Annotated in this window: 15 protein-coding genes; 9 read left to right on the plus strand and 6 right to left on the minus strand. The window is 66.3% G+C overall.

Annotated features, from left to right (window positions below; all coding sequences use genetic code 11):
- The first annotated feature begins 104 nt into the window (after positions 1–104).
- A complete protein-coding gene (locus Q0S71_RS19960; protein ID WP_295999793.1) occupies positions 105–920 on the plus strand; it encodes a hypothetical protein in 816 nt (271 codons plus the stop codon).
- A 55-nt stretch (positions 921–975) separates the two neighbouring features.
- On the plus strand, positions 976–3,177 hold the full coding sequence (locus tag Q0S71_RS19965) for an acylase (RefSeq protein ID WP_295999794.1): 2,202 nt from the start codon (positions 976–978) through the stop codon (positions 3,175–3,177).
- Between the two features lie 29 nt (positions 3,178–3,206).
- Here Q0S71_RS19965 and Q0S71_RS19970 read toward each other — a convergent pair whose 3' ends face one another.
- Complete coding sequence (locus Q0S71_RS19970) at positions 3,207–4,394, minus strand: PLP-dependent aspartate aminotransferase family protein (RefSeq protein ID WP_295999795.1); 1,188 nt, start codon at positions 4,392–4,394, stop codon at positions 3,207–3,209.
- On the minus strand, positions 4,391–5,803 hold the full coding sequence (locus Q0S71_RS19975; protein ID WP_295999796.1) for a pyridoxal-phosphate dependent enzyme: 1,413 nt from the start codon (positions 5,801–5,803) through the stop codon (positions 4,391–4,393). The genes Q0S71_RS19970 and Q0S71_RS19975 overlap by 4 nt, the downstream gene beginning before the upstream one ends.
- 242 nt (positions 5,804–6,045) lie before the next feature.
- Between Q0S71_RS19975 and Q0S71_RS19980 the strand changes: the two genes are divergently transcribed.
- Positions 6,046–6,597 carry a thymidine kinase gene (locus tag Q0S71_RS19980; protein WP_295999797.1) on the plus strand — a complete coding sequence of 184 codons (552 nt, stop codon included), beginning with the start codon at positions 6,046–6,048 and terminating at the stop codon, positions 6,595–6,597.
- Between the two features lie 82 nt (positions 6,598–6,679).
- Entirely contained in the window at positions 6,680–7,210 is a 531-nt protein-coding gene (locus tag Q0S71_RS19985) for a hypothetical protein (protein WP_295999798.1), read from the plus strand.
- A 47-nt stretch (positions 7,211–7,257) separates the two neighbouring features.
- Here Q0S71_RS19985 and Q0S71_RS19990 read toward each other — a convergent pair whose 3' ends face one another.
- A complete protein-coding gene (locus Q0S71_RS19990; protein WP_295999799.1) occupies positions 7,258–8,148 on the minus strand; it encodes an NmrA family NAD(P)-binding protein in 891 nt (296 codons plus the stop codon).
- A gap of 235 nt (positions 8,149–8,383) precedes the next feature.
- On the opposite strand from Q0S71_RS19990, the gene Q0S71_RS19995 reads away from it, so the two are divergent.
- Positions 8,384–8,995 carry a TetR/AcrR family transcriptional regulator gene (locus Q0S71_RS19995; protein ID WP_295999800.1) on the plus strand — a complete coding sequence of 204 codons (612 nt, stop codon included), beginning with the start codon at positions 8,384–8,386 and terminating at the stop codon, positions 8,993–8,995.
- Between the two features lie 44 nt (positions 8,996–9,039).
- On the opposite strand, the gene Q0S71_RS20000 is transcribed toward Q0S71_RS19995, so the two are convergent.
- Positions 9,040–11,010, minus strand: a complete 1,971-nt coding sequence (locus Q0S71_RS20000) for a methyl-accepting chemotaxis protein (RefSeq protein WP_295999801.1) — start codon at positions 11,008–11,010, stop codon at positions 9,040–9,042.
- A 501-nt stretch (positions 11,011–11,511) separates the two neighbouring features.
- Here Q0S71_RS20000 and Q0S71_RS20005 point away from each other — a divergent pair.
- The 4 genes from Q0S71_RS20005 (at position 11,512) to Q0S71_RS20020 (ending at position 17,144) form a co-directional block, all read left to right on the plus strand.
- Complete coding sequence (locus Q0S71_RS20005) at positions 11,512–13,761, plus strand: carboxy terminal-processing peptidase (RefSeq protein ID WP_295999802.1); 2,250 nt, start codon at positions 11,512–11,514, stop codon at positions 13,759–13,761.
- 532 nt (positions 13,762–14,293) lie between these two features.
- On the plus strand, positions 14,294–15,484 hold the full coding sequence (locus tag Q0S71_RS20010; RefSeq protein WP_295999803.1) for an acyl-CoA dehydrogenase family protein: 1,191 nt from the start codon (positions 14,294–14,296) through the stop codon (positions 15,482–15,484).
- A 9-nt stretch (positions 15,485–15,493) separates the two neighbouring features.
- Positions 15,494–16,633: an acyl-CoA dehydrogenase family protein gene (locus tag Q0S71_RS20015; RefSeq protein WP_295999804.1), complete on the plus strand. Its 1,140-nt coding sequence runs from the start codon at positions 15,494–15,496 to the stop codon at positions 16,631–16,633.
- Between the two features lie 19 nt (positions 16,634–16,652).
- Positions 16,653–17,144, plus strand: coding sequence for a MaoC family dehydratase (locus Q0S71_RS20020; RefSeq protein ID WP_295999805.1), 492 nt, complete (start codon positions 16,653–16,655; stop codon positions 17,142–17,144).
- Here the strand turns inward: Q0S71_RS20020 and Q0S71_RS20025 are convergent.
- Together Q0S71_RS20025 and Q0S71_RS20030 are read right to left on the minus strand one after the other, a co-directional pair.
- Positions 17,120–18,043 (minus strand): diguanylate cyclase, encoded by a 924-nt coding sequence (locus Q0S71_RS20025; RefSeq protein ID WP_295999806.1) that lies wholly within the window; start codon positions 18,041–18,043, stop codon positions 17,120–17,122. The two genes, Q0S71_RS20020 and Q0S71_RS20025, sit on opposite strands and share 25 nt — an antisense overlap.
- A partial coding sequence (locus Q0S71_RS20030; protein ID WP_295999807.1) for a response regulator occupies positions 18,040–19,115 on the minus strand: 1,076 nt, incomplete at its 5' end. The genes Q0S71_RS20030 and Q0S71_RS20025, both read right to left, overlap by 4 nt.

Here is a 19,115-nt window from a genome sequence, read left to right on the forward strand (position 1 = left end):
CGCGACGTGGCGGCCGGCACCCCGGCCGGATGGTGTAGCATGCGGGACGGCGTTTTGACCGGGCGCGATGCGGCGCCGGGCGGCCGGCAATTCAAGGATAGAGTATGCAAATCAAAATCAACGACAGTCTGCGCAGCTACATCGATCCGCTCACTGAAAGCGAATACGCGGCGCTCGAGCGCAGCATCCTGGTCGAGGGCTGCCGCGACGCCCTGGTGCTGTGGGAAGACGTGCTGGTCGACGGCCACAACCGCTATCAAATCTGCCAGCAGCACGGCATTCCCTTCAAGGTCATCGAGAACGCCAGCTTCCAGAACCTCGACGACGTCAAGCTGTGGATGATCGATAACCACCTGGGCCAGCGCAGCGTGTCGGACTTCCAGCGCGGCGTGCTGGCGCTGCGCAAGAAGGAAATCGTCAGCGAGCGCAACGCCGAACTGGCCGCGCGCATCGCCGCCGAGGACGCGGCCATCGCGCCGCCGCACGCCGACGCGCCGCCGAAACCGGCCGCCATGCCGCTGTCGTCGCGCGAAGACATCGCCCGCGCCGCGCGCCTGAGCAGCAACACCATCAGCCAGATCGAAAAGATCCAGAAGACGGCCGCGCGCGAGCTGGTCGAGGCGGTCCGCTCCGGCACCATCTCGATCAACGCGGCGGCGACGGTGGCGTCGCTGCCGGAGGCCGAGCAGGTGGCGGCGGTCGCCGGCGGCAAGAAGCAGTTGCAGCAGGCGGCCAAGGAAGTGCGCGAACTGCGCGCCGCCTCGCGCACGCCGCGCGAGCCGAAGGAGGGCGCCGAGCCGTCGACGGAAGTCGAGCAGCTGCGCGCCGAAATCGCCGCGCTCAAGGAACGCAACGCCACGCTGAAGGCGGAGAACGCGGCGCTGCATGAGCGCATCTCGCAGCTGATCGACGCGTCGTGAGCTGAGTCGGCCCGGCGGTCGGACGCACACATTTTTTAGTTAACGGAGCTTGTTCATGCTGAGATTGAGTCCCGCGCTGGCCGCGCTGTGCGTCCTTCCTTTGATGGCCACGGCCGCCGCATCGGCGCCGGCGGCCGCCGCGCCGCCGGCCGAAGCGGCGCGCCTGAAAAGCGCGGCGCAGCGCGTCACCATCCTGCGCGACAAATGGGGCATCCCCCACGTCTACGGCAAGAGCGACGCCGACGCCGTCTTCGGCCTGCTGTACGCGCAGGCCGAGGATGACTTCAAGCGCATCGAACTCAATTACATCGACGCCATGGGCCGCCGCGCCGAAGTGGAGGGCGAGTCGCAGCTGTTCCGCGACCTGCGCATGAAGTTGTTCATCAACCCGGACCAGCTCAAGACGCAGTACGCGGCCAGCCCGGCGTGGCTGAAAAAGCTGATGGTGGCCTACGCCGATGGCTTGAACTATTATCTGGCCACGCACCCGCAAGTGCGGCCGCTGCTCATCACGCATTTCGAGCCGTGGATGGCGCTCAGCTTCAGCGAAGGCAGCATCGGCGGCGACATCGAATCGGTCGACTTGAAGCAGCTGGAAAACTTCTACGGCCAGCGCGCGCAGATGATCGCCGAAGCGCCGCACGGCAGCGACCTCGATGTGGAACCGGGCGGCTCGAATGGCTTCGCCATCGCGCCCAGCTTGACCAGGGACGGCCACGCGCTGCTGATGATTAACCCGCACACCTCCTTCTACTTCCGGCCCGAAGTGCAGGTCCACAGCGAAGAAGGCCTGAACGCGTATGGCGCCGTGACGTGGGGCCAGTTCTTCGTCTACCAGGGCTTCAACGACCGCGTGGGCTGGATGCACACCTCCGGCGGCGGCGATGTGATCGACGAATACATCGAAACGGTCAGCGCGAAGGACGGCGGCTACGTCTATCAGTACGACGGCGGGCAGCGCGCGCTCAAGGCGGTGGCCATCGCGCTGCCGTATAAGACGGCGGACGGCATGGCGCAGAAAACCATCACCGTCTATTACAGCCACCACGGTCCCATCGTGCGCGCCGCCGACGGCAAGTGGATCGCCGTGAAGCTGATGAACGAGCCGCTCAAGGCGCTGACGCAATCGTATCTGCGCACCAAGGCCCGCAACTACGCCGCCTTTTACAAGGTGATGGAGCTGCGCACCAACTCGTCGAACAACACTGTCTACGCCGACGCCGACGGCAATATTGCCTACTTCCACGGTAACTTCATTCCGGTGCGCGATCCGAAGTTCGACTTCCGCAAACCGGTCGACGGCAGCACGTCGGCCAGCGAGTGGAAGGGCTTGCACAAGGTCGGCGAGACCATCACGCTGTTCAATCCGCACAACGGCTGGATCGCCAACACCAACAACTGGCCGTTCACGGCGGCCGGCCCGGACAGCCCGCGCCAGCAGGATTATCCGGCGTATATGTCGATGAATCCGGAAAACCCGCGCGGCATCCACGCCGTGCGCGTGCTGACCGGGCAAAAGGATTTCACGCTCGACAGCCTGATCGCGACCGCCTACGACAACCAGTTGCCGGCCTTCGAGCCGCTGCTGCCGAAATTGTTCGCCGACTACGACGCGCTGCCGGCCGGCGACGCGCTCAAGGCGGCGCTGGCCGAGCAGGTCGCGGCGCTGCGCGGCTGGGACATGCGCTACGCGCTGACGTCGGCGCCGACGTCGCTGGCGATCTTCTGGGCCCAGGACATGGCCGAGACGCTGGGGCCGGCCGCCACGGCCAAAGACATGCTGGTGCTCGATTACATGGCGAGCGTGGCCAAGCCGGCCGAACGGTTGATGTCGCTGCGGCGGGCCTCGGACAAGCTGGCGCGCGACTTTGGCACGTGGCGCACGCCGTGGGGCGACATCAACCGCTTCCAGCGCTTGACCGGCGACGTGGTCCAGCCGTTTGATGACGGCAAGCCGAGTATTCCGGTGGCGTTCGCGTCGTCGAACTGGGGTTCGCTGGCGGCGTTCGGCATGTCGAGCAAGAGCAAGACCAAGCGCATCTACGGCGAGCGCGGGAACAGCTTCGTGGCGGCGGTGGAGTTCGGGCCGAAGGTGAGGGCCAGGAGCATACTGGCCGGCGGCGAAAGCGGCGACCCGGCCTCGCCGCACTTCGACGACCAGGCCGCGATGTATGCGCGCGGCGAATTCAAGGACGTGTTGTTCTACAAGGAGGACGTGGAGAACAACCTCGAACGCCAATACCATCCCGGCGAATAAGCGGAGGTATGGCGCATGCTGATCGAAGTCTAGATCGCGGCGAGCGCGTTGCGCAAATCCTGGCGCAGGTCGTCGATATGCTCGATGCCGACCGACAGCCGTATCAAGCCGTCGCCGATGCCCAGCTTGGCGCGCTGCGGCGCCGGGATGCTGGCGTGCGTCATCAGCGCCGGATGCTCGATCAGGCTTTCCACCCCGCCCAGGCTCTCGGCCAGCGCGAACACTTCGCAGCGTTCCAGAAAGCGCCGCGCGCCGGCCAGATCGGTCTTCAAATCAATCGAGATGATGCCGCCGTATCCATCCATCTGCCGCTGCGCCAGCGCGTGCTGCGGGTGCGATTCCAGCCCCGGATAATAAACCTTGCGCACCAGCGGCCCGCGTTCCAGCCACCGCGCCAGTTCCAACGCGCTGGCGCAGTGGCGCTCCATGCGGATCGCCAGCGTCTTCACGCCGCGCAGCGCGAGGAAGCTGTCGAACGGGCCGGCGATGGCGCCGACGGAGTTCTGCAGGAACGCCAGCTGTTCGCGCCACGCGCTTTGCCGCTCCTCGCCGCCGACGATGGCGATGCCGCCGATGATGTCGGAGTGGCCGTTCAGATATTTGGTGGTTGAGTGGACCACGATGTCGAAGCCGTGTTCGAGCGGGCGTTGCACCAGCGGGCTGGCGAAGGTGTTGTCGGCGATGGCGATGATGCCGCGCTCGCGGCAGATGCGCGAGATCGCCTGCAGATCGGCCAGCTTGAGCATGGGATTGGTCGGCGTTTCGACCCACACCATGCGCGTTTCGGGCCGGATCGCGGCCAGCAGGTTTTCCGGATCGGTCAAGTCGACGTAGGTGAAGTCGTGGCCGGCGCTGCGGCGGCGCACGCGCTCGAACAGGCGGTAGGTGCCGCCGTACATATCGTCGCCGGCGATGATGTGCGAGCCGGCGTCGGCCAGTTCCAGCACCGTCGAAATGGCGGCCAGGCCGGAGGCGAAGGCGAAGCCCTGCGCGCCGCCTTCGAGGTCGGCCACGCAGCGCTCCAGCGCCCAGCGCGTCGGGTTGTGCGAGCGGCCGTAGTCGAGGCCCTTGTGGACGCCGGGACTGTCCTGCACGAAGGTCGAGGTGGCGTAGATGGGCGGCATGATGGCGCCGGTCGACGGGTCGGGCGCTTGGCCGGCGTGGATCACGCGGGTGGCCAGGTGGGCTTTGTTTTTGCTGTCGGTCGATGAGCTCAAGATAGTGTCCTGCGTAAGTGGTTGAGGAGGTCGAAGCGGGTGACGAGGCCGTAGAAGGTGGCGTCGTCGGCGATGACGGCGGTCAGGCCCCGGTCCAGGGTGGCGCGCAGGGCGGACAGCCCGGCCGACGGCGCCAGCGTTTCCAGCCGCGCCGTCATGGTGGCGCCGACCAGGCTGGCGAATCCGCCCGGTTCGCCGGTTGATGCGCCGCCCGATGCGCGGCCAAATTCGCCGCCCACCGTCAGCAGCAGATCGGATTCGTCGATGATGCCGACCAGGCGGGGGCCGTCGAGCACCGGCAGCTGGGCCAGGTCGGTGGCGCGCATGCGGTTGAAGGCCGTCAGCAGGGTGTCGGACGGCGCCACGCTGACGACGTCGCCGGCGTCGAAGCGGCGCCCGATCAGGTCGCGCAGGTCGCCGCTGGCGGCGCGCTTGAGCAAGCCCTGGTCGTGCATCCAGCCGTCGTTGTAGACCTTGGACAGGTAGCGGGTGCCGGTGTCGCAGACGAAGGTGACGACCCGCTGCGGCGTGGTCTGGGCGCGGCAGTATTTGAGGGCGGCGGCCAGCAGCGTGCCGGTCGACGAGCCGCCGAGGATGCCTTCGGCGCGCAGCAGGGCGCGCGCGCTGTCGAAGCTTTCCTGGTCGCTGATGGTGTAGGCGCTGCGCACGCCCGTCATGTCGGCGATGGCGGGAATGAAATCCTCGCCTATGCCTTCGACGGCCCACGAGCCGCTGGTGTCGCTCACGCGGCCGGTGGCGACGTAGTCGGCCAGGATGGAGCCCTGCGGGTCGGCCAGCACGAATTCCAGCTTGGGCTGGACCCGGCGGAAATAGCGCGTCAGCCCGGTCAGCGTGCCGGCGGAGCCGACGCCGACGACGATGGCGTCGACCGCCTGCTCCATCTGGCGCCAGATTTCCGGGCCGGTGGTCGTTTCGTGGGCCAGCGGGTTGGCCGGATTGTTGAACTGGTCGGCGAAGAAGGCGCCGGGGACCTCGGCGGCGAGGCGGGCCGCGTAATCCTGGTAATACTCGGGATGGCCCTTGCCGACGTCGGAGCGGGTGCTGCGCACTTCGGCGCCCAGCGCCTTCAGGTGCAGCACTTTTTCGGTCGACATTTTATCCGGCACGACCAGCAGCACGCGGTAGCCCTTCAGGCGGCCCACCAGCGCCAGGCCGAGGCCGGTGTTGCCGGCGGTCGCCTCGACGATGGTGCCGCCGGGCTTCAGGCGGCCGTCCGCTTCGGCCGCTTCGATGATGGACAGGCCGATGCGGTCCTTGATGGAGCCGCCGGGGTTTTGCGATTCGAGCTTGAGGAATAAACGGCAGGGGCCGGTGTCGAGCTGGGTGACTTCGACCAGCGGCGTGTTGCCGATCAGGCCGAACAGGGCGGGCGTTGCGGGGTTGGGCATACATGCTCCTGGCTGCAAAAAACGGCGCCGGCCGATTGTGTCGGCGCCGCCGTCGGTGAAAAGGTGCCGATCTTAGGCCGCTCCGTTCACGCTGGGAAGGAAGGTTTTCGCGCTAGCTTATGCGCTGCCAGTATGCGCCGATTCGCCGCGCCGTGCGCACGCGCGCGGCGAAATCGGCCGCGCGCGGCGCGCGCCGTTTTATAATCGCGCTCTCGAACCTATACATCGCATTGGACGTCGCAGTGGCAAAACTTTATTTCCGATATTCCGCTATGAACGCAGGCAAATCCACCGCCATGCTGCAAGTGGCGCACAACTACGAGGAGCAGGGCCAGGCCGTGCGCCTGTACTCGGCCGCCATCGACAACCGCTTCGGCGTCGGCCTGGTGACGTCGCGCCTGGGGCCGCAGCGCGAGGTGGACGTGTTCGACGCCGGCACCGATTTCCTGGCGACGATCCCGAAGGTGGCCTGCGTGCTGATCGACGAGGCCCAGTTCCTCAGCACGGCGCAAGTGCAGCAGCTGCACCAGCTGGCGCAAGTCAAGGGCGTGCCGGTGATCTGCTACGGCCTGCGCACCGACTTTCGCGGCGACCCGTTTCCCGGCTCGGCCTATCTGCTGGCGCTGGCCGACGATATTGAGGAACTCAAGAACATCTGCTCCTGCGGCAAAAAGGCGACGATGAATATCCGCGTCGACCAGGACGGCAAACGCGTCAAGGAGGGCGAGCAGGTGAGCATAGGCGGCAACGAGAGTTATCGCCAGGCTTGCGGCCGCTGCTTCTACTCGGCCTGACGGCGATGGCGCCGATACCGCGGGCGGTGGCGATCGGGTGGCGGCGGACTTCGCCGCCCGGGCGCGGTCCGTGGCGGCGCCGGTGAGCAGCTGCGCGCCGCTGCTGCCGCTGCTGCTGTGCCGGCACAGCGAGGTGCTGCTGTATCTGGCGCCGTCGCTGCTGCTGGCGCTGGTGATCCGCGCGCTGTCGGCGCGCCACCCCTTCTTTTTCCTGTTCACGCTGGCCGGCACCATCTGCCACGAGCTGGCGCATTTCTGCGTCGGCTGGCTGACGGGCGCGCAGCCGGCCTCGTTCAGCGTGGTGCCGCGCCGCGTCGGCGGCGGCTGGGAACTGGGGTCGGTGCGCTTGACGCGGGTGCGCTGGTATAACGCCGCGCCGGCCGCGCTGGCGCCGTTTTTGGTGGTGCTGCTGCCGTTTCTGGTGGCGGCCTGGCGCACGCGCGGCGGCGTGCATGCCGAGTGGATAGACGTGCCGCTGGCGTTCGCCATCGCGCCGCAGTTCCTGGCCTGCTGGCCGTCGTCGGTGGACTGGAAAATCGCGCTGCGCTCGTGGCCGGCCGTGGTGCTGGCCGGCGCCTTGTGGTGGGCGCTGGTGCGCAGCGGCTGGGTGTAAGCGGGATCGCGGAGACTGTCCGCCGCGATCCGCTAGGCGCGCCGCGCTTATTTGCCCGGCTGGAAGCGGCTCAGGTTGGCGCGCACGTACTCGCCCACCGTCATCGGCTTGCGGCCCGTCAGCGTTTCGACCAGGTCGTTGCTGCCGGCGAAGCCGCCGTGCTGGAAGTCGTTATACACGGCCAGGATGTGCTGCACGAAGTGCTGCGGCAAACCGAGCTGGGTCAGGCGCCCGCCGAAGGCGGCCAGCGATTCGGCCTCGTAACGGATGGTGCGGCCCAGCACGGCGCCGACGGCGGCGGCCAGTTCCTCGTAGTTCATCTCCTCGGCGCCCACCAAAGTGTAGCGCTTGCCGGCGTGCGGCGACGGATCGAGCAGCACGTTGGCGATGACGCGGCCCTGATCTTCGGCCGAGATCGGCGCGTGGCGGCCTTCGCCGGCCGGCATCTTCAGCAAGTCGTGGTTGGCGATCAGCGGCAGCTGGAACTGGTAGGTCAGCCATTCCATGAACAGTGTCGGGCGCAGGTGCGTGACCGGCACGCCGGCCCAGTCGAACACGCGCTCGCCGTACCAGTGGGCGCGCGAGGCGTCGCTGACGGCTTCGGCGCGGGCCGAAATCTGCGACATATTGACGATGGAGCGCACGCCGGCGCCCATGGCGGCCTCGGCGAAGTAGGCGCTGGCGTCGACCAGCTGGCCCTGCATGATGGGGTAGACGAAGTAGGCGCCGGTGACGCCGATGACGGCGCGGCGCACGGCGACGTTGTCGAGCAGATCGCCGAAGACCACCTCGACGCCCTTGGCGCGCAGCGCGCCGGCGCGGTCGTCGTCCTGGTGGGCGAGGGCGCGCACGCTGGCGCCGCGGGCCAGCAGTTGGTCGACGGCGTGGCCGCCGGTGGCGCCGGTCGCGCCGGTAATCAGGTACAGATCCTTGTTCATATAAGCTCCAGTTTTAGTGTATGGAAAATAAGCCGCAGCAAAAGCAGGTCGGGTTTGCCCTGTCTTTTTAGCGGTTTTGAATTGACTAAAAATAGATTACATCAATACTCTAAGCGACGCAAGGATTTTTTCGGTGCTTGTGATTTGGGCCCAGCAGGGGGGGGCTGGCAGCAATTTTATTTAACTTAGAGTACAATTCAAATCTAAATAAAGTGCCATTTGGAAATATCCTGATATGAAAAAATCTGTCGCAGAAACCGCCGCCACCCGAAAGCGGATCATCTCCACGGCTTACAAATTATTTTTGAGCCGGGGCCTGGCCGCGACCGGGGTCAGCGACATCATGAACGCGGCCGGCATGACGGCCGGCGCCTTTTATCGCCATTTCGAGACCAAGGAACAGTTGATTGCGGAGGGGAACGTGGCCGCTTTCGAGCAGCTGGCGGCGATGTTCAAAAGCGCCATCGCGGGCAAGCCGGCGCGGGCCGCGCTCAACGCGCTGGTGCGGATTTATCTGCGCCAGGCGGAGCAGGCCGAGCCGGCGTTCCTGTGCCCGCTGGGCAATGTGGGCAGCGAGCTGCGCCATGCCGACGCGCAGGGCAGGGACGCCGCCAACGCCGGTTATGCGCGCCTGGTCGGCGCGGTGGAATTGCATGTGGAAAAATTGAAGGTGGCCGGACACCGGCAGATCGCCGAATCCATCGTCTCGACCATGGTCGGCGCGGTCACGCTGTCGCAGGCGGTGGGCGACCGCAGCGCCGGCGCGGCCATTTTGAACAGCGCGGAAAAAACCATCGCGCTGCTGCTGGACCTGGCGCCCCGGGCCGCCATCCAGGCGCCGGCCTGAGGGCGGCCATGGGCGGCGCGGCCCGCCGCCGCCCCCGTCTGTGCCTAGGCGGCGACGTTGAAGATGCGCACCACCTGCGCCAGCTCGGCCGCCTGCGCCTGCAAGGCCGCGGCGGCGCTGGCCGCCTGCTCGACCAGGGCGGCGTTCTGCTGCGTGACCTGGTCCATCTGGGCGATGGCGTCGTGGACCTGGGCGATGCCGGCGCGCTGCTCCTCGCTGGCGTGGGTGATGTCGCCCATGATGCCGGTCACGCGGGCCACGCTGTCGACCACCTCGGCCATGGTGGCCCCGGCCAGCGCCACCTGCTCGCTGCCGTTCTCCACTTTTTCGACCGAATCGCTGATCAAGGCCTTGATTTCCCTGGCCGCCGCCGCCGAACGCTGCGCCAGGTTGCGCACCTCGGTGGCGACGACGGCGAAGCCGCGTCCCTGTTCGCCGGCGCGGGCCGCTTCCACGGCCGCGTTCAGGGCCAGGATATTGGTCTGGAAGGCGATGCCGTCGATGACGGAAATGATGTCGACGATTTTCTTCGACGACTGGTGGATGGAATCCATCGTCGCGACCACGCGCGCCACTTCGGCGCCGCCCTTGGCCGCGATGCCGGAGGCGTCCTGCGCCAGCGTGTTGGCCTGGCGCGCGTTGTCGGCGTTTTGCTTGACGGCGCCGCTGAGCTGCTCCATGGCCGCGGCCGTCTCCTCCAGGTTCGAGGCCTGCTGCTCGGTGCGCGAGGACAGGTCCAGGTTGCCGGCGGCGATTTCGCCGGACGCCGTGGCGATCTGTTCGGCGCCGCGCCGCACCCGGCCGACCACGCCGCACAGGCTGCCGCTGATGCCGTTCATGGCGGCCAGCATGCGGCCGATTTCATCTTCGTTGTCTATGTTCAGCTTGACGGTCAGGTCGCCCTGGGCGATCTGGCCGGCGGCCCGTTCGGCCAGCGCCAGCGGGCGCGTCACCTGGCGCCGCACCATCAGCCACAGCAGCGCGCTGAACACGGCCAGCGCGATCACGCCCAGCAAGGCGTAGCGGTTGCGCAGCTGGCGCGCCTCCTGCGTGATTTCGTCGGTGTAGGTGCCGCCGACGACGACCCAGTTCCAGTCCTTGAACCAGGCGTAGACCATCATTTTTTCGCGCGCGCCGTCGCCGGCGTGGTCGGCCCACGGGTAGCGGATGGCGCCGTCCTTGTGCTCCAGCATCTCCTTGATGAAGCCGTGGCCGTCGTGGTCGACGGCGTCGAGCATGTTCTTGCCTTCGAGCGTGGGGTGGACGATCATGCTGCCGAAGTTCTTGCCCGGCGCCGCGTTGAGCACGTAGATGTAACCGGTCTGGCCGATCTTGATGCGCTTGATCTGCTCCTTGAGCATGGCCAGGTTTTTCGTGATGTCGAGGCCGGTGAACAGCACGCCGATCACATTGCCGCCGCCATCCTTGATGGGGTCGTACCGCGTGATGTACTGCTTGCCGAACAGCGTGGCCAGGCCGACGTAGCGCTGGCCGGCGCGCAGCAGCGCGTAGCTCGGGTGGGCGTGGTCGAGCACGGTGCCGATGGCGCGCTCGCCGTTTTCCTTTTTCAGCGAGGTCGTCACGCGGATGAATTCCTCGCCGCTGGCGGCGAACACGGTGGCGACGGCGCCCGTTTCGGCGGTGAAGCGGTCGGGCAGGGTGAAGTCCATATTCAGCGTTTTGTCGCCGCTTTTGAGCGACGGCGTGGCCTTGCCGGCGACGTCGACGGTGACGGCCGGGTCCAGCGTGAAGGCGCCGTCGAACTCGCCCGCGAACAGGTGGGCGAAGCTGGCCGCGTCGTTCATCATCGCGTGGTTGAAGGTTTCCAGCGTGTTGCCGACGCCGCCGAGCGCGCTCGACACGTTCGCTTCGGCGCGCTCTTCCAGCATGGCCGACGTCGACAGGTTGATCAGCACGATCAGGACGGCCAGGATGGTGCCGATCAGGGCCACGGTGAAGGCCGTGATCTTGGCGCCGACACCCCAGCTGCGAGGATGGAATAATGAGGTTTGCATGGATCTCTTTGGACAGTAGTGGTACGGCTGTTGGGTACGGCGATGGTGCTGATGCTGGGGCTGATGCTGGTGCTGGTGCAACGAGGTGCTGCCGGGTGCTCGCGCCGGACGGGCCGGGGGCGATGCGGAACTGCTGAGACCGAAGTCCGAGGGCTGGGGACGGCGGAAATAAGACCGTGATGATACCACATTGCCATCGGGAAACAACAACTTTTTTCAGTGGAATCTCATTGAAAACAATGACTTGCGACTAATATTGCGGCGCTATCGAGCGGAATTCGGGGCCGGCGCACGGCAGCGCCCCTTTCAGCCCCGCTTAAGCCTGCGCTGGGAAACTAGCTTTTGCCCCGCTGTGCGGGCGACGCTATCCTGTAGAATAAGCCGAAGCCGTTTTTCAGCACCCTTTTTCACTCTTTGCCACCCCCCTACGCGGGCGGCGGCGGGCCTCGTTTGCGCTCCGCCGCCGCCGGCAACTCGACAATTTACGTTCGGAGTAAGCTGATGAAGAAACATATGCTGTTGTTTGCACTGGTCTTGTCCGCATCCCTGCCGGTCGGCGCCGCGCTGCCGGAAAAGGCTGGCGACACCCAGCTGAAGCCCTTGCCGCAGCAGACCCAGGCCGCGCTGTGGGCCTCGCGCGTGCTGTCGCGCTACCACTACAAGGCGACGCCGCTCGACGACGCCATGTCCGAGAAAATCTTCGACCGCTACTTCAAGTCGCTCGACGGCGAAAAGCTGTTCTTCGTGCAGTCCGACCTCGACCAGTACGCCGGCGCCCGCACCCAGCTTGACGACGCGATCCAGAATGAAAACCTGACGCTGCCGTTCGCCATCTACAACAGCTACCAGCAGCGCTTCACCGAGCGCATGAACTATGCGCGCGAACTGCTCAAGACCAAACTCGATTTCGCCGTCGACGAAAGCTACCAGTACGACCGCGAAAAAGCCGAGTGGCCCAAGACCGAGGCCGACGCCCGCGAGCTGTGGCGCAAGCGCGTCAAGAACGACTGGCTGCGCCTGAAGCTGGCCGGCAAGGACGACAAGTCCATCCGCGAGACGCTCGACAAGCGCTACGAAAACTACATCACCCGCGCCCGCAAGCTCAATAATGAAGACGTGTTTTCGATCTTCATGAACGCCTACGCCATGTCGATCGAGCCGCATACCAACTACCTCGGCCCGCGTGAATCGGAAAGCTTCGACATCGCCATGCGCCTGTCGCTCGAGGGCATAGGCTGCGTGCTGCAAACGCGCGACGAATACACGGTGGTGCGCGAAGTGGTGCCCGGCAGCCCGGCCGGCATGTCCGGCAAGATCAAGGTCGGCGACCGCTTCCTGGCCGTCGGCCAGGGCGAGAGCGGGCCGCTGGTCGACGTCATGGGCTGGCGCATCGACGACGTCGTCGAGAAAATTCGCGGCGCCAAGGATTCCACCGTGCGCCTCGACATCCTGCCGGCCGACGCCGGCCCGGACGGCAAGCATATGCTGGTGTCGCTGGTGCGCAAGAAAATCAGCATGGAAGAACAGTCGGCCAAGAAGAGCATACTGGAAGTCAAGGACGGCCTGAGCAAGCGCCGCATCGGCGTCATCTCGCTGCCGACCTTCTACCAGGACTTCGAGGCCAAGCGCCGCGGCGACCATGAATTCAAGAGCGCCACGCGCGACGTGGCCCGTTTGCTCGGCGAGCTCAAGAAGGACAAGGTCGACAATGTCCTGATCGACCTGCGCAACAACGGCGGCGGCTCGCTCAACGAGGCCGTCGAGCTGACCGGCCTGTTCATCGACAAGGGCCCGGTGGTGCAGCAGCGCAACGCGGAAGGCAAGATCGAAGTCGAAAGCGACACCAATCCCGGCCTGGCCTGGGATGGACCGGTCGGCGTGCTGATTAACCGCGGTTCGGCGTCGGCATCGGAAATCTTCGCCGCCGCGATCCAGGATTACGGCCGCGGCCTCATCATCGGCGAACCGAGCTTCGGCAAGGGCACGGTGCAGACGCTCATCAGCCTGGACCGCTTCGCCACCAGCGACAAGGTCAAGCTGGGCGAACTGAAGATGACGATCGCCCAGTTCTTCCGCATCAACGGCGGCACCACGCAGCTGCGCGGCGTCACGCCCGACGTCAAGCTGCCGACCATGTCCGACGCCGACACCTTCGGCGAATCGAGCTACGACAACGCGCTGCCCTGGACCTCGATCAAGCCGGCCGTCTACATCCCGGCCGGCGACCTGAAGGAAATCGTGCCGCTGCTCGACAAGAAGCACGACGCCCGCGTGGCCAAGGACAAGGACTTCCAGTATCTGCTGGAAGACATCGCCCAGGTCAAGAAGCAGCGCAAGGACAACCTGATTTCCCTCAACGAGACGGCGCGCCGCAAGGAACGCGACACCCAGGAAGCCCGCGCCAAGCTGCGCGAGGCGCGCCTGACGAGCACCGTCGTCAACGAGGATGATCCGGTGCTGGTGCCCGATCCGAAGGATGCGCTGAACAAGGCGATCTCGGCCAAGCCGGCCACCACCAAGGCCAAGATCGCCGCCGTCAAGGGCGCGATCCGCACCGACGACGGCTTGCAGGCCGACGAGCGTTCGCTGACCGCCGAGCTGGACGCGGAAAAAGCGGCCAAGAACGCCAAGGACGTGCTGCTCAACGAAGCGGTCCACGTGCTGGCCGACGAAGTGACGCTGCTGAAAACGGATACGCGGCTCGCTTCGCGCGTGCTGCCCTACGCGGCGGAAGTGCCGGCCGGTAAATAAGTCGCCGTTGCCGTGATGGAAAAGCCCTTGTAAATCAAGGGCTTTTTCTTTTTTGCCGCAATTTTCGCGAGGGCGTTTTGATCTGTATCAATGGTTATACGTTTTAGCTATTTGCCTCATCACAATTATAAATTGGAAAGATATGGCGCAATGCAGCATCATTCACCTGTCTCCTCTATCTCCCCCAAGGAAATAGATTCAGCCCGCTCCCGCAGCGGGCTTTTTTTTTGCCCGCGCGGCGCAGTCGCAGCAGGGGCGGCCCCGGTCTTGACCCCGTTTGAGTTTGCATGGCCTACCCGTTTGCCGCACTGCAAGATATCAGACGGCGCAGCCGGCCTGCGCCCCCATCCATCTTGTCATCCTGAAAAGGTTTTTTCGACACGAAAGTACCCATCGGCAAGCAATATTTACCAGGCGGACCCCGCGCTGCCGTGTTTACACCCGAGAAAAATTCCACAATCGCCGTTGTGTTCTGATGTACAATTATTTGAACGATCGTGCTTTTTTAGCCGGCGAAGAATAGGGAGACAGCATGGACTTGAACTATACGGCCGCTGAGACGGCGTTCCGCGACACGGTGCGCGCCTTTCTGGAGGCCAACCTGCCGCCGGACCTGCAGAAAAAAGTGCGCAACCACCTGCGCCTGCAAAAAAGCGATTACGTGCGCTGGCACCAGATCGTCGCGCGCCATGGCTGGGTGGCGCCGGCCTGGCCGGTCGAGTTCGGCGGCCCGGGCTGGAGCGCCACCGAGCGCCACATCTGGGAAGAGGAGTGCGCCCGCGCCGGCACGCCGCCCATCCTGCCTTTCGGCGTCAACATGGTGGCGCCGGTCATCATGGCCTTCGGCAATGACGCGCAAAAAGCCCATTACCTGCCGCGCATCCTCAGCTGCGAAGACTGGTGGTGCCAGGGTTACTCGGAACCGGGCGCCGGCTCCGACCTGGCGTCGCTGAAGACGACGGCCGAGCGCGTCGGCGACCACTATGTCGTCAACGGCCAAAAGACCTGGACCACGCTGGCCCAGCACGCCGACATGATCTTTTGCCTGGTGCGCACCGACGGCACGGTGCGCAAGCAGGAGGGCATTTCCTTCCTCCTCATCGACATGAAGACGCCGGGCATCACCGTGCGCCCCATCATCATGCTCGACGAAGACCATGAAGTGAACGAAGTGTTCTTCGACGACGTCAAGGTGCCGGTCGAGAACTTGATCGGCAAGGAAAACCAGGGCTGGACCTACGCCAAATATCTGCTGGGCCACGAGCGCACCGGCATCGCCGCCGTCGGCCGCTCCAAGCGCGAGCTGCTGTTCCTGAAACGGATAGCGACCCAGCAGCAAAAACGGGGCAAACCCATGCTGGCCGACCCGCTGTTCGCGGCCCGTGTCGCCACGGTGGAAATCGAGCTGATGGCGCTGGAGGCGACGGTGCTGCGCGTCATCACGCAAGCGTCGCACGGGCCGGGGCCGGAGGCGTCGATGCTCAAGGTGCGCGGCTCGGAAATCCAGCAGCAGCTGACCGAGCTGATGGTCGAGGCCCTGGGGCCGAACGCGCTGCCCTTCGACACCGACTATCTGGAAGGCCGGGCCGACCACGCCGCCACCGGCGACGACGCGGCCGCGCCGCTGGCCGGCTACTACTTCAATTTCCGCAAGACGTCGATCTACGGCGGCTCGAACGAAATTCAGAAAAACATCATCACCCAGATGATCCTGGGTCTGTGAGGAGACGGCATGGACTTTACGTTGACGGAAGAGCAGCAGCAGTTCGGCGAGGCGCTGCGGCGCTGGATCGCCAAGGATTATAGCTTCGACGCGCGGCGCCGCATCATCCACTCGGCCAGCGGCGTGTCCGACCTGGCCTGGGATACGCTGGTCGAGCTGGGCATGACGGCGCTGCCGGTGCCGCAGGCCCAGGGCGGCTTCGACGGCAGCGCCGTCGACCTGATGGTGGTGATGCAGGAACTCGGCCGCGGCCTGGTGGTCGAACCCTATTGGGCCACCGTGCTCGGCGCCCAGTTCCTGAAACTGGCCGGCGGCAAGGAGGCGCTGCTGGCGCGGCTCGCCAACGGCCAGCTGAAACTGGCGTGCGCGCTGACGGAAAAACATGCGCGCTACGATTTGAACGACGTCACCACGATCGCCAGCGTCAACGGCGAAGGCTATCTGATCGACGGCAGCAAGACCGTCGTCGTCCACGGCGGCCAGGCCGGCGCCTTCGTGGTGTCGGCGCGCAGCAGCGGCGCCCAGCGCGACTGCAACGGCATCTCGCTGTTCGTCGTGCCGGCCGACGCCGACGGCGTCACCGTGCGCGACTACCGCACCATCGACGGCCAGCGCGCCGCCACCGTCACCTTCGCCAACGTCGCGCTGCCGCCGGTGGCGCTGCTGAGCCGCCTGGGCGCCGGCTGGGACATCCTCGACGCCGCCGCCGACTACGGCGCCACGCTGCTGTGCGCGGAAGCGGTCGGCGCCATGGACGCCATCTTCGCCGCCACGCTCGACTACGTGAAGACGCGCCAGCAGTTCGGCGCGCCCATCGGCCGCTTCCAGGCCTTGCAGCACCGCATGGCCGACATGTACATCCACATCGAACAGGCGCGTTCGATGGCGATGCTGGCGGCGGTGAAGGTGGCGTCCGAGTCGGTCGAGGAGCGGCGCCGCACGGTGTCGGCGGCCAAGGCGCGGGTCGGCCAGGCGGCCCGCTTCGTCGGCCAGCAGGCGGTGCAGCTGCACGGCGGCATGGGCGTGACCGACGAACTGCCGGCGGCCCACCACTTCAAGCGCCTGACGATGATAGACCTGACGCTGGGCGACGTCGACTACCACCTGGAGCGCTTCATCGCCCAGCCGGGCTTCCAGCACGCCGCGTGAGCGTTTGAAAGGATAGGGCATGGCCATCGATTGGTACTTCGAGGATTTTTACGCCGGGCAGGAAATCGCGCTCGGCACGCGCGCGGTGACGGAGCAGGAAATCATCGCCTTCGCCCGCCAGTTCGACCCGCAGCCCTTCCACGTCGACCATGACGCGGCGGCGGCGTCGATCTTCGGCGGCGTCATCGCCAGCGGCTGGCACACCTGCGCCATGATGATGCGGCTGGTGGTCGACAATCTGCTGAGCGCGTCGTCCAGCATGGGATCGCCGGGGCTCGACAGCGTGCGCTGGCTCAAGCCGGTGCGCGCCGGCGACACGCTGACGGTGGTCTACGTGACCAAGGAAGTGCGGCCGTCGGCGTCCAAGCCCGATCGCGGCGTGGTGGTGTCGGTGTGGCGGGCCAGCAACCAGCATGGCGAGGTGGTCGCCACCGTCGAAGGCATGGGGATGTTCGGGCGGCGGCCGGCGGCGCCGTCAGCTCCGTTTCAATCCTCGGCGCTCATGCAGTAGCGGTCGCGGCCGGTCTGCTTGGCGCGGTACAGCAAGCCGTCGGCCGTGCGTATCAGGGCGCTGGCGTCGCTGTACTCGCCGGGCGTGACGCTGGCGATGCCGATGCTGACGCTGACCCGTGGCGCCGTCGGCGACGACGCGTGCGCGATGGCGCACTTGCGCACCTCGTCGATGATGCGGCGGGCGATCACTTCGGCGCCGTCCAGCCCCTCTTGCGGCAGCAATAAAATAAACTCCTCGCCGCCGTAGCGCGCCAGCATGTCTTGCGGGCGCGAGGCGCAGCGCTTCATCGCGCCGGCCACTTGCTGCAAACACAGGTCGCCGGCCTGGTGGCCGTAGCTGTCGTTGTAGAGCTTGAAATGGTCGATGTCTATCATCAGCAGCGACAGCGGCATGCCGATGCGGGCGCAGCGCCGCCATTCGGCGTCTAGCGTGTCGTTGAAGCTGCGCCGGTTCGACACCCCCGTCAGCGCGTCCGTCAGTGTCAGCTCGCGCATGGCGTCGGCCTGGCGCTTGACGGTCAGCTGGGTGCGCACGCGGGCGCGCACCACGGCCACGTTGAAGGGCTTGCTGATGAAGTCGACCGCGCCGGCCTCCAGCGCCCGGGTCTCGTCTTCCGGCTGGCTCAGCGCGGTCACGAAGATGACCGGGATGTCGCGCAGCGCCGGCGCGGCCCGCAGCGCCGCGCACACGGCGTAGCCATCCATGCCGGGCATGACGGCGTCGAGCAGCATCAGGTCGGGCGTTTGTTGCAGGGCGATGTCGAGCGCCTTCTCGCCGCTCAGCGCGAACAGCACCTCGTGCTCGTCGCGCAGGGCCTGGTGCAGAATCTGAATGTTTTCCATCGCATCGTCGACGATGAGGATGCGACCATTCTTGGCCAGGTCGGTCCAGCTCATGCCAATTCCTTTCGCTTCATCAATTCGGTGAGCAGTTGCCCGGCGGTGGAGAAGTTCAGCGTTTCCACCGCCTCGGCCAGCGCCGGCACGGCCTCGCGCTCGATCATGTCGAGGCTGGCGCGCAGCGACTGGAAGTGGGTCAGTGCCTTCAGATTGTTATTTTGAAGCAAACCTTGCAGTTCCGCCAGTCTTTGCGCCAAATCGGCCCCGTCGATGCTGGCGGGGGCGTCGGGCGTGGCCGCGGCTGGTGTTGGCGGCGCCAGGCCGCGCGCGCCGGCGCACACTTCGGCCAGGGCCTGGTCGAGCGCGGCCAGCAGGCCGGGAAATCCGGCCGAACGGCCCGCTTGCAGCGCCGCCTCGGCCTGGCCGGCCAGTTGCGCGACGGCGACGGCGCCCAGGTTGGCGGCCACGCCGCGCAGCCGGTGCAGCACCTGGGCGGCCGGCTGGCGCCGGTCCTGGTGCAGCAGCGCGCGCACCTCGGCGACGGCGCCGCCCTGCGAATTTTCAAAGCGCCGCAAGAGGCTGGCGAAGGCGTCGTAATTGCCGCCGAAGCGTTGCAGGGCGGCGGCCAGGTCGATGCCGGGCGGGGCTTGCGGCGCCGCCGATGCCGGGGCCGACGCCGGCGCCGACCCGTCCGGCGCCGGCATGGCCACCAGGCGCGTGATGGCGGCGATCAGCTCGTCGACTTCGATGGGCTTGGCGACGTGGCCGTCCATGCCGGCGGCGGCCGCGCGCTGGCGGTCTTCGTCCATCACATTGGCCGTCATGGCGATCACCGGCAGCGTGCGCAAGCCCATGGCGCGCAGCGCCAGCGTGGCGTCGTAGCCGTTCATGACGGGCATTTGCACGTCCATCAGCACCACGTCGAACTGGGCGGCGCGCTGGCGCAGCAGGTCGACGGCCAGCAGGCCGTTGACCGCCACCTCGACCCGCGCGCCGGCGTGCTGCAAGATGTATTTGGCCACTTCCTGGTTGATGTCGTTGTCCTCGACCAGCAGCACGCGCACGCCGGCCAAGGACGAAAGATCGAGCAGCGCGCGCAGCGCGGCCCGGCTCGATTGCGGCGCGCGCG

The organism is Rugamonas sp., from assembly GCF_025354735.1.
Lineage (GTDB): Bacteria > Pseudomonadota > Gammaproteobacteria > Burkholderiales > Burkholderiaceae_D > Rugamonas.